At 61.9% G+C, this 14,460-nt stretch carries 14 protein-coding genes and 2 tRNA genes; 6 read left to right on the top strand and 10 right to left on the bottom strand.

All coding sequences use genetic code 11. The annotated features are described in order from the left end of the window. Positions 1-285 precede the first annotated feature (285 nt). The 5 genes from AC1Q6Z_RS25525 to AC1Q6Z_RS25505 all read right to left on the bottom strand — a co-directional run bounded on the left by AC1Q6Z_RS25525 (position 286) and on the right by AC1Q6Z_RS25505 (position 8,192). Positions 286-1,530: an OmpP1/FadL family transporter gene (locus AC1Q6Z_RS25525; protein WP_492649710.1), complete on the bottom strand. Its 1,245-nt coding sequence runs from the start codon at positions 1,528-1,530 to the stop codon at positions 286-288. Between the two features lie 355 nt (positions 1,531-1,885). Continuing rightward, the gene (locus AC1Q6Z_RS25520) at positions 1,886-4,813 is read right to left on the bottom strand and encodes a valine--tRNA ligase (protein ID WP_492649709.1); all 2,928 of its coding nucleotides are present in this window, start codon (positions 4,811-4,813) and stop codon (positions 1,886-1,888) included. A gap of 137 nt (positions 4,814-4,950) precedes the next feature. Next, on the bottom strand, positions 4,951-5,730 hold the full coding sequence (locus AC1Q6Z_RS25515) for a PopZ family protein (RefSeq protein ID WP_492649708.1): 780 nt from the start codon (positions 5,728-5,730) through the stop codon (positions 4,951-4,953). A 153-nt stretch (positions 5,731-5,883) separates the two neighbouring features. After that, entirely contained in the window at positions 5,884-7,284 is a 1,401-nt protein-coding gene (locus tag AC1Q6Z_RS25510; protein WP_492649707.1) for a TolC family outer membrane protein, read from the bottom strand. 257 nt (positions 7,285-7,541) lie between these two features. Beyond that, entirely contained in the window at positions 7,542-8,192 is a 651-nt protein-coding gene (locus tag AC1Q6Z_RS25505; RefSeq protein ID WP_256116198.1) for a protein-L-isoaspartate O-methyltransferase family protein, read from the bottom strand. Positions 8,193-8,561: 369 nt separating this feature from the next. Between AC1Q6Z_RS25505 and exbB the strand changes: the two genes are divergently transcribed. Continuing rightward, positions 8,562-9,572 carry a tonB-system energizer ExbB gene (gene exbB, locus AC1Q6Z_RS25500; RefSeq protein ID WP_492649736.1) on the top strand — a complete coding sequence of 337 codons (1,011 nt, stop codon included), beginning with the start codon at positions 8,562-8,564 and terminating at the stop codon, positions 9,570-9,572. A 4-nt stretch (positions 9,573-9,576) separates the two neighbouring features. Next, the gene (exbD, locus tag AC1Q6Z_RS25495) at positions 9,577-10,014 is read left to right on the top strand and encodes a TonB system transport protein ExbD (protein ID WP_435265406.1); all 438 of its coding nucleotides are present in this window, start codon (positions 9,577-9,579) and stop codon (positions 10,012-10,014) included. Between the two features lie 46 nt (positions 10,015-10,060). Here the strand turns inward: exbD and AC1Q6Z_RS25490 are convergent, their stop codons facing one another. Continuing rightward, positions 10,061-10,324, bottom strand: a complete 264-nt coding sequence (locus AC1Q6Z_RS25490) for a hypothetical protein (RefSeq protein WP_492649706.1) — start codon at positions 10,322-10,324, stop codon at positions 10,061-10,063. A gap of 186 nt (positions 10,325-10,510) precedes the next feature. Here AC1Q6Z_RS25490 and AC1Q6Z_RS25485 point away from each other — a divergent pair. After that, a tRNA-Cys gene (locus tag AC1Q6Z_RS25485) sits at positions 10,511-10,584 on the top strand. Between the two features lie 277 nt (positions 10,585-10,861). Beyond that, on the top strand, positions 10,862-11,200 hold the full coding sequence (locus AC1Q6Z_RS25480) for an RcnB family protein (RefSeq protein WP_256116066.1): 339 nt from the start codon (positions 10,862-10,864) through the stop codon (positions 11,198-11,200). A 52-nt stretch (positions 11,201-11,252) separates the two neighbouring features. Here the strand turns inward: AC1Q6Z_RS25480 and AC1Q6Z_RS25475 are convergent, their stop codons facing one another. Further along, a complete protein-coding gene (locus AC1Q6Z_RS25475; protein ID WP_492649705.1) occupies positions 11,253-11,729 on the bottom strand; it encodes a DUF2938 domain-containing protein in 477 nt (158 codons plus the stop codon). A 79-nt stretch (positions 11,730-11,808) separates the two neighbouring features. Beyond that, on the bottom strand, positions 11,809-12,093 hold the full coding sequence (locus AC1Q6Z_RS25470) for a hypothetical protein (RefSeq protein WP_492649704.1): 285 nt from the start codon (positions 12,091-12,093) through the stop codon (positions 11,809-11,811). Between the two features lie 163 nt (positions 12,094-12,256). Between AC1Q6Z_RS25470 and AC1Q6Z_RS25465 the strand changes: the two genes are divergently transcribed. After that, positions 12,257-12,331, top strand: a tRNA-Asn gene (locus AC1Q6Z_RS25465). A 116-nt stretch (positions 12,332-12,447) separates the two neighbouring features. Here AC1Q6Z_RS25465 and AC1Q6Z_RS25460 read toward each other — a convergent pair. After that, positions 12,448-12,639, bottom strand: coding sequence for a hypothetical protein (locus AC1Q6Z_RS25460; RefSeq protein WP_256116100.1), 192 nt, complete (start codon positions 12,637-12,639; stop codon positions 12,448-12,450). A gap of 75 nt (positions 12,640-12,714) precedes the next feature. Then, positions 12,715-12,924 (bottom strand): hypothetical protein, encoded by a 210-nt coding sequence (locus AC1Q6Z_RS25455; RefSeq protein ID WP_492649703.1) that lies wholly within the window; start codon positions 12,922-12,924, stop codon positions 12,715-12,717. A gap of 226 nt (positions 12,925-13,150) precedes the next feature. Between AC1Q6Z_RS25455 and AC1Q6Z_RS25450 the strand changes: the two genes are divergently transcribed. Continuing rightward, on the top strand, positions 13,151-14,416 hold the full coding sequence (locus AC1Q6Z_RS25450) for a class I SAM-dependent methyltransferase (protein ID WP_492649702.1): 1,266 nt from the start codon (positions 13,151-13,153) through the stop codon (positions 14,414-14,416). Positions 14,417-14,460: the final 44 nt, after the last annotated feature.

Raw genomic sequence — 14,460 nt, 5'->3', positions numbered from 1 at the left:
TCCGGCGGCAATGACATCGGCTGGCTCATCGTTTCCTTGGGCGCGGTTTCACGCGTCTACTTGTCATTATCGCTGCGCCCCGTTTGTGGCGGGAAATGGACATCTCGTCTCTCGCCTAGGTGTGTAGCAAACTCTGGAAAAAAATGTGTTGCGATTCCGTCACATAATTTGACGCCTCGCTGTGGTTTCCCCAGAGAGGCTTAACCGGAGCAACAAAGTCTTAACCAAGAAAAAAGGCCCGGCGATGACGCCGGGCCTGATTCTGATCTCTTGATGGTCCGCCGATCAGAATTTGACCTTGAGCGAGGTCGAGATGGCGCTGAAGAAATCGGTTCCGAAGTCGTATTGGGCATTACCGCCGACAGTCTGGCCGTCGACGACCTGCGGCCTGGAGCTGCCGCTCGTCAGCAGGCCGACCGCACCGGCGAGGCGCAATTCGACATTCTCGCTCACATTGTAGGAAACACCGGACCCAAGGGTCCAGGTATCCGTCTGGCTACCGTAGCCATGGCTGGTGCCGCGGTCCCAGGTCAGGCTCATGGCACCGCTGAGCTTTTCGTTGAACTTGTGGCCGACGCCGCCGGTGACCGTCCAGCCGTCGCGATAAAGCAGGTCGAGCGAGGTGGGCACGTTGCGCGGATCGGTCGTGTCCTTCGCCGTCACCTTGATGATCTGCAGCTGGCTCCAGTCCGTCCATTTGACCGAGCCGAAGACGAGCCAGTCGGGGGCAACGCCGGTCTGGAATTTCAGTTCCAGCGAATCCGGCATGGAGGCAAAGCTCTCCACATTGTATTTCGTGCCGGGAATGAAGCCGCCGCCGGGCACCGGAAGCACGGAGTTGCGCAGGTCGATCGTGCCGTCGAGATTATCGAGGTCGACCGCGCTGTTGTAGACCAGGCTCACGCGAAGCGCATAATCCGGAATCTCGTAGGCGACGCCGGTACGCCAGCCCCAGCCGCTGCCTTCGAGATCCAGCCGGCCGACGCCGCTGAGAGGAAGACCCGTGCCGGAAAGGTCGGCCGTGAGACGCTCCTTGAAGCCGCCCACTTCCTGGTAGAAAGCGCCGCCGATCAGGCGAAGCTGGCCCTGACCGACATCGAACTTATAGGAGCAGGTCGCAGCGTAGTTATCGCTCTCGATCTTGGTCTCCATATTGTCGTTAGCACCGGCCCAGTTCGCGCCCGGATTGGTATGGGCGCCCCACGGCTGAGAATAGTCGGCGATGCAGTCGACGTCGTCGAAGATTCTCGCCTTCACGCCGACACGCGGAATCCAGTAGCCCTCGCTGTCGTCGATGCCGTTGTTCGGCCGACCGTTCAGGTCGCCGTTGAGCGGGTTGATATCGACAACATTGTCGAGTTCGCGCTGCGGCGCGACATAGGTCGTGGCTGCCTCCGCCGCATAATCCGACGGATCGAACAGAAGGTCGATATTGTAGCCGCCGCGCTCCAGGCCACCGGCCTGAGCCGATGTCGCGGCCAGCAATGCCATCGCAGCCATCACGCCGCGGCCGATCGTTTTCTTACCCATGCAATCCCCCTCACAAAGTCTTGCGCTAACGACAACTGCCTTTGCCGCGCGCCTCTCCGCAATGACTATCGAAGACGCGCGCTTGCTTGGCAAACCCCAGTTCTCGCCTGTGATTTCCAATGAGTATTTAAGGAATTACGTAAGTTTTTTATGAAGACCCTCAATAACAGCGGGGTCAGGTAGATTTTTTCGGAATTGCATGGATTTCGACAGATTCGTGGATATTCATTCCAACTCAGCGACGTTCTGTCACATTTCCGACACAGCCGGAATTTTGCAGGCGGCTTACCGAATAGAAAACCGCGCCGGGGTCTCCGGCGCGGTTTTTTCGTCTTCCCGGCAGATTTTAGGGGAATCAGCCTGCTTCGCTGACGCGGCCAAGCGCCACCGCAAGGCTTGCGAGCTGCTGTTCGAGCTCCGCGAAGCGTTCGCGCTCGGCCTCGACCACCTCGGGCTTGGCATTGGCGACGAACTTTTCGTTCGACAGCTTGCCCTCGATGCGGCCCGCCTCCGCCTTCGCCTTGTCGATCGCCTTTTCGAGCCGCGCCTTCTCGGCCGCCAGATCGATCAGGCTGCCGAGCGGCAGGCAGGCGGTCGCCTCGCCGACGACGATCTGCGCGGCGCCCTTCGGCGCCGTGTCTTCGAGGCCGATCTCCGAGACGCGGGCGAGACGGCGGATGGCCGAATCGTGCGTTTCGAGGCGCGTCTTCGTCAGGGCATTGGCGCCGACGACCACGAGCGGCGCCGTGGCGCTCGGCGGCACGTTCATTTCGGCGCGGACCGAACGGATGCCGGAGACAAGATCGACCAGCCAGTTGATCTCGTCGGCGGCCGCATCGTCGGCATAGGCCGGCGATGGCCATTCGGCATGGCAGACCAGGCTATCCCGCGTCTTGCCCTCGCCTGCGGTGTGCGCCCAGAGTTCTTCCGTCATGAAGGGCATGAACGGATGGAGGAGCTTGTAGATCTCTTCCAGGACATAGGCCGCGCAGGCCTGCGATTCCGCCTTCGCGGCCGCATCCTCGCCCATGAAGATCGGCTTCAAGAGTTCGAGATACCAGTCGCAGAACTGGTTCCAAACGAAGCGGTAGAGCGTGCCGGCCGCATCGTTGAAGCGGTAAGTCTCGATCGCCTCGGTGACGTCGCGCGCCGTGCGGGCGAGTTCCGTCAGGATCCAGCGGTTGACCGTCAGCGACGCCGTTTCCGGCACGAACTTCGGATCGGTCGCGACCCCGTTCATCTCGGCGAAGCGCGTGGCGTTCCAGAGCTTCGTGCCGAAATTGCGGTAGCCGGCGATGCGGGCCGGGTCGAGCTTCACGTCGCGTCCCTGCGCGGCCATGATGGCCAGCGTGAAGCGCAGCGCGTCCGCACCGTATTCGTCGATCAGTTCGAGCGGATCGATGACGTTGCCCTTCGACTTCGACATCTTCTGCCCGTTCTTGTCGCGAACGAGAGCGTGAATATAGATCGTGTGGAAGGGTTCGACCGGGTTGCCGAGCTCATCCTTCATGAAATGCAGACCCATCTGCATCATGCGCACGACCCAGAACGGGATGATATCGAACCCCGTTACGAGAACGCTCGTCGGATAATAACGCTCGAGCGCCGGCGTCTTTTCCGGCCAGCCGAGCGTCGAGAACGGCCACAATGCGGAGGAGAACCACGTATCGAGCACGTCCTCGTCGCGCGTCAGGATTTCGCCCGGCTGGAAGTTTTCCAGCTTCTCCTCGACCCACGCTTTCCAGGGGCCTTCATGTGCGATGTAGTGCTGGATGGCGGCATGCAGCGCCTCCTCCTCGCTCTTCTCGACGAAGACCTGACCGTCCGGGCCGTACCAGGCCGGAATCTGGTGACCCCACCAGAGCTGGCGCGAGATGCACCAGGGCTCGATGTTCTCAAGCCAGTTGAAATAGGTCTTTTCCCAATTCTTCGGGACGAAGTTGGTGCGGCCTTCGCGAACGGAATCCAGTGCGGGACCTGCAAGCGCCTTGTTGTCGACGAACCACTGATCGGTCAGCATCGGCTCGATGACGACGCCGGAGCGGTCGCCGAAGGGCTGCATGACCTTCTTGTTTTCGACATAGGGGATGTCGTTGCCTTCACCGTCCTTGACGGTGACCGCAAGGCCCTCGGCATTGATCGCGTCGATGATGCGCTTGCGCGCCTCGTAACGGTCAAGGCCACGATATTCGTCGGGAACGAGGTTGATGTCATCGACCTCCGACTCGTTCGGCACGTTGCCGGATTTCGCGATTTCCAGCGCCTGCGCCGCATAGAAGGCGTAGGGCTCGCCGTCGGCGCGCATGGCGGCCTGTGTGTCCATCAGCCGGTACAGCGGGATATTGTTGCGACGGGCGACCTGATAGTCGTTGAAGTCGTGCGCGCCGGTGATCTTGACCGCACCGGAACCGAAATCCCGTTCCGGATACTCGTCCGTGATGATCGGGATGAGGCGGCGGTGCGCCTTGGGACCGACCGGGATCTCGCAGAGCTTTCCGACGATCGGCGCATAGCGCTCATCCAAGGGATGGACGGCGACGGCGCCATCGCCCAGCATCGTTTCAGGACGCGTGGTGGCGATCGAGATGTAGTCGCGCTCTTCCTGGAAGACAACGTTGCCGTCGGCGTCCTTCTCGACATAGGTATAGGTCTCCCCGCCGGCGAGCGGGTACTTGAAATGCCACATATGGCCGTTGACTTCGTTGTTCTCGACCTCCATGTCCGAAATCGCCGTTTCGAACTTTGGGTCCCAGTTGACGAGCCGCTTGCCGCGGTAGATCAGGCCTTCCTTGTAAAGCGAGACGAAGACTTCGAGTACGGCTTCGGAAAGCCCCTCGTCCATGGTGAAGCGTTCGCGCGACCAGTCACAGGAGGCACCGAGGCGCTTCAGCTGGTTGAAGATCAAGCCGCCGGATTCCGCCTTCCACTCCCAGACCTTCTCGATGAAGGCGTCGCGGCCCATCTCGCGCCGGCCGGGCAGCTTTTCGGCTGCGAGCTTGCGCTCGACGACCATCTGGGTCGCGATGCCGGCGTGGTCCATGCCCGGCTGCCACAGCACGTCCTTGCCGCGCATGCGCTCGAAGCGGACCATGATGTCCTGCAGCGTGTTGTTGAGCGCGTGGCCCATATGCAGCGAGCCCGTCACGTTCGGCGGCGGGATCACGATGGTGAAGGTTTCGGCGCCCGGTTTTGCGCCTTCGCCGGCGCGAAACGCGTCCGCATCTTCCCACGCCTTGGCAATTCGCGGCTCGACCGCTGCGGAATCATAGTTCTTTTCAAGCATTTTCGTGCGAAGCCCGCTGTTTGTCGTCAGGGTTTTCTAAACCGGATGGCCGGCGTGAAGTCAACAATATCAGAAGAAAAGCCGCGCCGGGGGTCCGGCGCGGCTCAAACCATTTTTAAGCAGAATGGCGGCGTCGGTCAGCGGCGCGGGCCGCGCGCCACCCGTTCGATCTCTTCGCGCACCAGCCGCTCGACCAGCGTCGGCAGGTTATCGTCGAGCCATTCCTGCAGCATCGGGCGCAGCATTTCCTCAGCGATCTCGTCGAAGGAACGGCGCGGGCCGGCATCCATCGCCTGTGCCAGCGCACCAAAGGACTGCGCCACGCGCTCGCCGACCGCAGGCGAAACGAGAGCGGCGATATCACGGCCGGCCGCGACCGGTTCAGCCACGCGTGTTTCCACGACCGGCTCCGGCTCGACGTGGAGTTTCACGCTCTCGTGCTTTTCGACAAAAGGCTCACGCTTTTCGACCGCTTCGACGGGCGGCACGAAGCGGCTGGCATTCGCCGTCATGCGGGAGGTCATCACCGGGTTTTCTTCGCGCAGCGGCAGTTGCACCGGCTCGATGGAAACTGGCTCAACCTCCGGCTCCCGGTTTGCGACATGCCGCTCCGAGGCGGCGCGCACACGGGCGGCGACATCGGCGAGCGACAAAGCGGGCTGGGTGGCCTGCGCCGGCTCCGTGCGCTGGATCGGCTGGATGATGGAGGGACGGTGCTCCTCGCTGTGGAACCGCTCGACCACGGCCGGGTGGTCCATCAGGTTGCCGGAATGGCTGTCCGTCGTGATGTGGAAACCCTCGTCGCCATCGGCATCGGGCGCGAGCTCCGGCATGGCTTCATTGTTCTCGATGATCTTGCGGATGGACGCCAGGATTTCATCCATGGACGGTTCACGCGCTACATTTGGCTGAGCCATTTCTATCCCCGTTCTCTGCGGCGTCCACGGCCTGCCGCTCCCAGCTTGCCGGACATCCCGAAAACCCTAGGCGAGTTCGGTGGCGAACTAAATCGCCGCGAATCATGTGTTACGAGTGATGCACAGATTTGTTTGCCCTGCCAAGGGCGAGGCTTATTCGCTGTCGACGGTTCTCAGCCCGAACCACTTGTCCTTGACGGCCTCGAAATGCACCTCGGACCGGTATTCCGCCACTTCGAGGCCCTGGCTGCGCACGGTCAGGCTGCCGGTGGCGGCAAGCAGCGAATAGCTTGCGACCACAGCGTTGCGCTGCACGGCGGCGAGGTCTTCCTGTGCATCGAGCACGTTCTGCTGGGCATTGAGCACGTCGAGCGTGGTACGCTGGCCGACGTTGCGTTCCTCGATGACGCCGTTCAGCGCCTGGTTGGCCGCGTCGATCTGTACGCGGATGGCCGCGATCGACGCGCTGGCCGCCTCATATTGCGCATGTGCCGAGGCAATCGTGCGCTGAACTTCCATACGCGCGGAATCCACCAGCAACTGGCTCTCGCCAAACCGTTCCTTGGCCTGGCGGATCTGGCCATATTCGGCACCGCCCTGATAGATCGGAACGGTGACGCGAGCCGTAACCGCACCGCGCAAATCATCGCCTGCAGCCTGGTCACCGTTGACCGACTTGTAGACGCTTCCCTGTAAAGAGACGCCCGGCAGCATAGCGCCTTCGGCCTCCTTCACGTTAAAGCCTGCTGCATCAACATCGCGCATGGCCGCGATAATATTGGGGTTTTCGCGCATGCCTGTCGCCACCGCGTTATCGAGCGAGTTCGGCATGGCCTTCTTGGCCGCGGACGGCTGCTTGATGCCCTTAGGCGTTTCGCCGACGATTTGTACGTAGACCGCTTCACTCTGCTTCAGCGACGAGATCGCTGCGGTCAGCAGCGCTTTGGCGGCAGCAAGTTCGGCTTCCGCGAGACTAACGTCCGTGCGGGTGCCTTCGCCCACATTCAGCCGCGCATTGGAAGCACTCAGCTGTTCTTGGAGAAAGGCGATGTTCTGCTTGCGGATCGACACGATTTGCTGGTCGCGTGCTATATTCGCGTAAGACTCCACCGCTGCGAGGAGGATCGAAATTTCCTGAGCGCGCAGCGATTCACGGCTTGCCAGCACATTAGCCTCGGCCGCCCGCACGCGATTAAGGGTCTGAAAACCATCGAATATTTGCTGGCTGATTGTGATACCATAGCTCGACGTAACCAGATCTGTTCTGCGAGTACCTTGAGGACGCTTCGATCCAGCGTAAGGGCCGATGTCGCGACTCACACGTAGGGCCTCGGCTTCAGCAACAGCTGAGACACGCGGCCGCATCCCCGCCTTGGCAATTGTCACATTCTCATCGATCGCACGGAGGGCCGCACGCGCGGCATTCAGGTCGGGGTTGTTCTCGTAGGCCTTGGCCATGGCGCCGGCCAGCGTCTCGGCGGATGCGCCGTACGGCACGGCGTGGAAGGCGGTGGCGAGGGCTAGCGCAAAGGCGGTTCGACGAAGAATGGACACAGTACGAAACTCCGATCCTGGCCAGCCCGTCGCATGAGCTGCCTTTACACAATTCTCACCGGCCGCAGGCCGGGCACGCTTTCGGGCAGCGGCAACCCTCCACGGACGGTGCCGCACCGACCGCGATAATGCCTCTTCGTTCATTCGGGAACAGTCGGCAGGTCCATCGGCAAGGATTTGGTAACGACAATAGGACAGGCCCGTTGCGAAAGTGCAACAAATCGGGCCTGCCCGGGATAAAGCGCGTCAGCGCTCATTCAGAAGACGAATTCCTTCGCCCGACGGAAGCCCGGCAGCGGCTTGACGGCCGTGTTGAAGACGTTGCGCTCGGAAACCCGGCCGCCTTCCTTGATATAAAGTCGGGCCTGCGAGGCATTGCCGTAGCCCTCGACGACGACCAGGCGACCACCGTCGCGAAGCTGGGCGAAAATGGCATCCGGCACGAATTCGACGGCGCCGTGCACGAAGATCACGTCATAGGGCGCTTCCGGCGCATAGCCGGCTTCGAGATCGCCGGTCACGACGGCGACATTGTCGTGACCGAGGCGGGACAGCGTGTCCGTCGCGGTCGCGGCAAGATCCACGTCGCTTTCGAGCGCGACGACCGAGCTGCCGAGGCGCGAGAGAATCGCGGAGGCGTAACCGGTGCCACAGCCCACTTCGAGCACCACGTCGGTATTGGCGATCTCGGCGAGCTGGATCAGCTTGGCGAGCGGCGACGGCTCCATGAGGTAGCGGCCGGGCACGAGCTGGATGTCGTTGTCGATATAGGCGAGCGGCTTCACCGCCGCGGGCACGAACTCTTCGCGCGCGACGGTCAGGAAGGCGTCAAGCACCTCGTGCGACGTCACGTCCGTCGTACGGATCTGGTTGTCCACCATCTTCGTGCGCGCTGCTTTGTAGTCAATCATCTCTAGCCCTGTGAGTAAGCGGCAGACCGCGGCACGAAGGCCCGGTTGCGATGCCGGATGCGTCGCAATTCTCTTAGTGCGGTTTCGGGCCGGGTGTCCAGTGGCGGCGACGGGTTGCGCGCAAAAACCGCGGCCCGGCCGGTTCGAACCGCGTGGCCTCGGAATATCCAAGGGTTATCATGAATAAATTACTCAACATATTATTGCCTGCTCCCCGCATAATGTCGTATTGAACACTCAGGTTTTACGGATGCCAAGGCAGCCGCACCGTGCCCGTTTCTATTGAATGGGCTTCGCTTGAACTAAGATATGTAAGAGGAATACGCCGTGCCGAAACGGTCTCGCCTGCTATTCGCGATCTTCCTGATGGCGCTTGCCGCCCCGCACGCCGCCCCGGCGCAGACCCAGGAGACACCATCGGTCCAGACGGACGGCCAGCCGGACGCGACGGGCCAGTCCACGGGCGCTGCAACAGGCGGTGCCACCACGACGGACACAACCGCGCGCCCGACGACGACCGAAGGCACTGCCGACACCGCGACGGACCCAGCGACCGCGACCGATCCGGACGCCACAGCCGCCGATGAAGAAGCAACCGAGCTCGACGCCGTCGATGACGCCGCCGGCGAGCGCCAGGCCGGCCTGCCGCATGACCTTTCCCCCTGGGGCATGTTCATGGCGGCCGATATCGTCGTCAAGGGCGTGATGATCGGCCTTGCCTTCGCCTCCGTCGTCACCTGGACCGTGCTGCTCGTGAAGCTTGCGGAGCTTGGTGCCGCGCAGCGCTCCGCCAGCCGGGCCGTGCGCCGGCTCGTTGCCGCCCGCGGCCTCGCGGATGGCGAGGAGGCACTCGGCCGCAACCGCGGTGTGGTCGCCCGCATGACGCGCGCGGCGCGAGAGGAAATGGATGCCTCCGAAGCCGTGCTCGATCACGTCTCCGACGGCGGCGTGAAAGAGCGCGTCTCCTCGCGCCTCGGCCGCATGGAAGTGCATGTCGGCCGCCGCATCGCCAAGGGCACCGGCCTGCTCGCGACGATCGGCTCGACCGCCCCCTTCGTCGGCCTGTTCGGCACCGTCTGGGGCATCATGAACTCGTTCATCGGTATCTCCAAGGCGCAGACCACCAACCTCGCCATCGTCGCGCCCGGCATCGCCGAGGCGCTGCTGGCGACGGCGATCGGCCTCGTCGCCGCCATTCCCGCCGTGGTGATCTACAACTTCCTGGCGCGCGCCATCACCGGTTACCGCCAGAACCTCGCCGACGCTTCCGCCGCGATCGAACGACTCGCCAGCCGCGATCTCGATGTGCGCCGCGCCGTGCGCCACGCCGCGCCGCGCAGCGAGCGCGCCGCCGGCTCCATCGTGAAGATCGGGTGACGTCATGGCGAGCAAGATTAAGGAAGGCGGCGGCGACGACCTGGAAGAGAACAGCGAAATCAACGTGACGCCGTTCATCGACGTCATGCTGGTGCTGCTCATCATCTTCATGGTGGCGGCACCGCTCGCCACCGTAGACATTAATGTCGACCTGCCCTCCTCCGTCGCCCAGCCGACGCCGCGCGAGGACAAGCCGGTCTTCATGACGCTGAAGAAGGACCTGACGGTCTCGATCGGCAATGGCGAGATCGGGCGCGACACCTTCGGTCCGCAGCTCGACGAGGTGACGGACGGCAACAAGGACACGCGCATCCTGCTGCGCGCCGACAAGGCCGTCGACTACGGCAATGTCATGGATGTCATGAACCTGCTGCGCGCCGCCGGCTATGCCAAGATCGCGCTCGTCGGCCTCGAAGGCGCGGCGCCGGCCGCGGCCCAATAAGGACAAGGCGCGCCTTCGGGCGCGCCTACCCGGTCATTCGGGTGGATTACCGCTCGAAAATATCGATCTTGTGCCGGGAAAGCAGTTGCAGCGATCTGTCCGGCGCAATCCGGTAGGTCTCGACATAACGATCGCCGAAATTGTCACGGAAGAGATGTTCGAACGTGCTGCCGATCGGCGCCTTCGTCAGTTTGCTCCGCGGCTGGCCGTTATAGGTGATGCTGCCCGGAATGGGCTCGATGGCGTAGGCGGCGGAGCTTAATAGAGCAAACGTCATCGCCACCGCCGCTAGGGTCTTTATCGTGCGCATCGGGCATTCTCCTGTCTTGTCGATTTCATCAAACAGTAGATGGGGTTGGCAGAGCCTTTGTTCCATCACAGGATCGTGGGACACGCACGCAGGCGGGAAAAAATTCACAATCCGCTGCAAGCCCCTTGCGCCCTTTCTAAATTCGTTCTAAACGCCCGGCACCACTCGCTTTATAGCAAAACGGACGGCCTCGTGGCGGAGTGGTGACGCAGAGGACTGCAAATCCTTGCACCCGAGTTCGATTCTCGGCGAGGCCTCCAACTTCCAATTTATCATGGACTTAGATCGCTTTGTTGTGGATACCTACGCTTAAGGTAGGCCACTCTTGGGATCCTTGCATTCCGACGCCGCATTTTGCTTGGCGCATGCTTCCGGCAGTACCGCTCCTCTATGAGCAATCAGCTCTTCATCGGTGGAGCGCTCACAGGAAGAGGTAAATTAAGCAACTGTTTTCATTACAGAAGTTTAATCTTGCATTCACTTCTCGTTCATCGGCGCGGACCTAGGTTCTGCTCATCGACAACGAGGAACTACCACATGAAAGTCTTCATCCGCACGCTTCTTGCTACTGTCGCCCTCTCGGTCGCGGCAGTACCGATGGCACAGGCCGCCCAGCAATACGGCCACGACCGCAAGCCCGGTTATTCGCAGACCTATAAGAAGAAAGTCGTGACCAGGAAGAAGGTCGTGACGCGGCGCGCCTGGCACCAGGGCGAGCGCTACTCCGACTGGAAGCGCCGGCCGGCTGTGCGCGATTACCATCGCTATGGCCTGCGCAAGCCCAACCGCGGCCAGCAATGGGTCAAGGTCGACAACGATTACCTGCTGCTAAGCATCGCCACAGGCGTCATCCTCGGGGTCGCTGCGGCCCGCTGAACGGAAAACCCCACCGCAGGCGACCTGCGGTGGGGTTCTCAATTGTTACGCCTCAACGGATGAGCAGCGCCGTCCCGTAGAGCCCCAGCGCAAAAACGGTGTGCGCGACCAGATTGAGGATGCGCACCATATTGGCATTCGGCAGCTTCGACGCTGCGACGCCGATACCGAGACCCGGCTGCAGCAGGAACCAGCCGGCGCCGACTGTGACGATGCCAAGGATCCAGGCCGGCAGGAAGGTCGGGGCGGCAAACCACGCCTCGCCGGCGAGGAGCGCCAGGATCACGCCATAGAGAATGCCAACGGCATAGTGGCTGATCCAGCCGAGCGCCAGCTCGTTGGCATAGGGCGACGCCTTGCCGATATCGTCATGAAAGACCGTGCCGTTCTTCAGGTGCCAGAACCAGCGGCCGACCGGCGCCCAGTTTGGCCGCGACTGGCGGAACACCTTCCAAAGCACGATCGCCCAGAGATCCATGAGCACGGTCGCGCCAATGCCGATCACCACACCCTTCAACAGCAATTCCATATGCTTCCCTCACCCTAAAAAGCCCTGCCGGGGTTTAGAGCAGGTCCGCAGCGTCGATGCAATAAAGAGAGAGGGAACGTCAGCGCGCGTTGCGGCGCGCCTTGCGGGTCGCCCACCAGACGGCCAGGCGGCGGCGCTGGCGGCGGACGAAATGGGAATCGTGGGACAGCACGAGAAGGCCGAGCGGCACCATCCAGAATCCGAGGATCGGCAGGAAGCCGAGAATGCCGCCGAAGATGAGGAGAACGCCGATCAGGGTGCGCAGCCAGCGCGATTCCGGCAGTTTCATCCGAAAACTTCCGATCACGATCTGCCGCGTGCGCGGGTCGATCCCGAAATGCATGTTTGTTTTTCGCGTCGTCATTCGCCGTCCATTCGCTCGAAAGCCCGGTTTTCCGGGACTCGCCTCCTCTCCAGTTGGAGACTTCTCCACAATCAATCAAGCCTCGTGCATTTTTTTGCCAAAAAGCGCTTGGCAAATCGATCCAGCATTTGTATTACGCGCTCACTCCGCAGCGAGCGGATGATCCCTGGTAGCTCAGCGGTAGAGCATTCGACTGTTAATCGACAGGTCGCCGGTTCGAATCCGGCCCGGGGAGCCAGATTTTGAGGGGCTGTGCTGAAAAGCGCGGCCCTTCTGCTTTTCCGGCATAGACGCAGTTAAGGAGCCATCCTTCCGCAGGATTGGCTCCCCGTCAATGATCCCGTGCTGCTTTCGCTATCGCACGTTCGTCGGCTGGCGCTTAATGTTCATCTGGAGTTCGTGGCGGCTGGCGAAGCGGCCGAAGAGTAGGAGAAGCTTGCGTTCCTCCGCCTTGTCCAATCCGTTCTTGCGGCAATGTTCGATGACGTCGAGCACATTGCGGGTCTGACGGGGGCTGAACTGGCGATTGTCTATGTGGTGCGTCATGGCGGGCTCCTCGCTTCGGCATTCGGGCGGAGGAGGAATGCGCCGGGCGGCTTTTTGTTCCCGGCGCTTGGTCTTTCAGGGCACCATTCCGGCACCGGCCTGGCCGGCGCTGCGCGCGAGGCTATAGTCGCGATCCGGCGTCGCGCGGCGAAACGTCTGGCTGCGATCGCGCGGCCGCACGGCAGCGTCGCCAAGCGGCGTTCCGATTACCCCGTCGGCATAGGTGCCGGTCGCGATATCGTCGTCATGGTCGACCGGGCTCACCGGAAAAAGTCTGAAAAGCATCCTGATACCTCCAATTTTCCTCCAAACGAACGGGCGCGGTTTCCGTTCCCGCCGCTTGCCGGATAGACGCAAAATTAACCATGTTTCCTAACAGCTCGTTAAAGCCTGACGCTTTTCCGCGCGACCTTGCGCCTCTTTGTGATCCGACCTGTCACGATTCACGTCTTGGCGTTCAGGAACATTGACGCTAGCTTACCCTTACGTCGGGTTGGCAGAGGGGCAATCGATGACGAATGATTTGATTTCAGAACAGACATTTTCAGATCGAGACATTTTGACGGCGGCCAATTTCGCGGCGCGCGCGAAAGGACTGCCGTTCCGTGCGCAGATGGTGTTGCGCAGCCTGCTCGGCCTGGAAACCGGGGCACTCGCCATAACGGTGCCGAGCGGCCAGACCTTCGTGATCCGAGGCAAGACGCCCGGCCCGAACGCCGTCGTGAAGCTCAACAACTGGAACCTTGCCTACCGCGCTGTCAGCGGCGGCACGATCGGCGTTGCCGAAAGCTACATGGATGGTGACTGGGAAAGCCCGGACGCCGGCATGTTCCTCGAACTCGTGCTGGTCAATACCAACATCGTTCGCAACTACACGAACGGCCCGCGCGGTCTGTTGCTGCTCGTCGAAAAATTCCGCCACTGGCTGAACGCCAACACCCGCCGCGGGTCGCAGCGCAACATTTCCGCGCATTACGACCTCGGCAACGAGTTCTATTCCCAGTGGCTCGACCCGACGATGACCTATTCCTCCGCGCTCTATTCGCGCGGCGCAAACGACCTCACCTCCGCCCAGGTCGCGAAATATCGCGCGCTGGCCGAGGCGACCGGCATCGGCCCGAACGACCATGTGCTGGAGATCGGCTGCGGCTGGGGCGGTTTTGCGGAATTTGCGGCCAGCGAGATCGGCTGCAAGGTCACGGGCCTGACGATCAGCCGCGAGCAGCTTGCCTTTGCCCGCGAGCGCATGGCGAAGGCCGGCCTTACCGACCGGGTCGAGCTGAAGTTCCAGGATTACCGCGACGAGACCGGCACCTATGACCGCATCGTCTCGATCGAGATGTTCGAGGCGGTCGGTGAAAAATACTGGCCTGCCTATTTTTCCAAGCTGAACGAATGCCTCAAGCCCGGCGGGCGCGCCGGCCTGCAGATCATCACCATCCTGCAGGAAGCCTATGAAGAATACCGGTCGAACCCGGATTTCATCCAGAAATACGTCTTCCCCGGCGGCATGCTGCCGACGCGCGAGCACCTGGCGTCGCTCGGCCGGCAGTTCGGGCTGTCGACGGCTTCCGACATCGGCTTCGGCCATGACTATGCCCGCACGCTTGCCGAATGGCGCCACCGCTTCTGGGCCGCCTGGGAGCGCATCGTGCCGCTCGGCTTCGACGAGCGCTTCCGGAAACTCTGGGAATTCTACTTCTACTATTGCGAAGCGGGTTTTCGGGCGCGAAACATTGACGTGCGGCAGGTGGTTTATACGCGTCCGCTCGGCTGACCCGCGCAGGTTAAAAAAAATCCCTCTGGAAGCTCGTTCTCGGG

The sequence above is a fragment of the Shinella sp. GW835-FHT14H05 genome (assembly GCF_058793575.1).
This window is presented reverse-complemented; position numbering and strand designations above follow the sequence as displayed.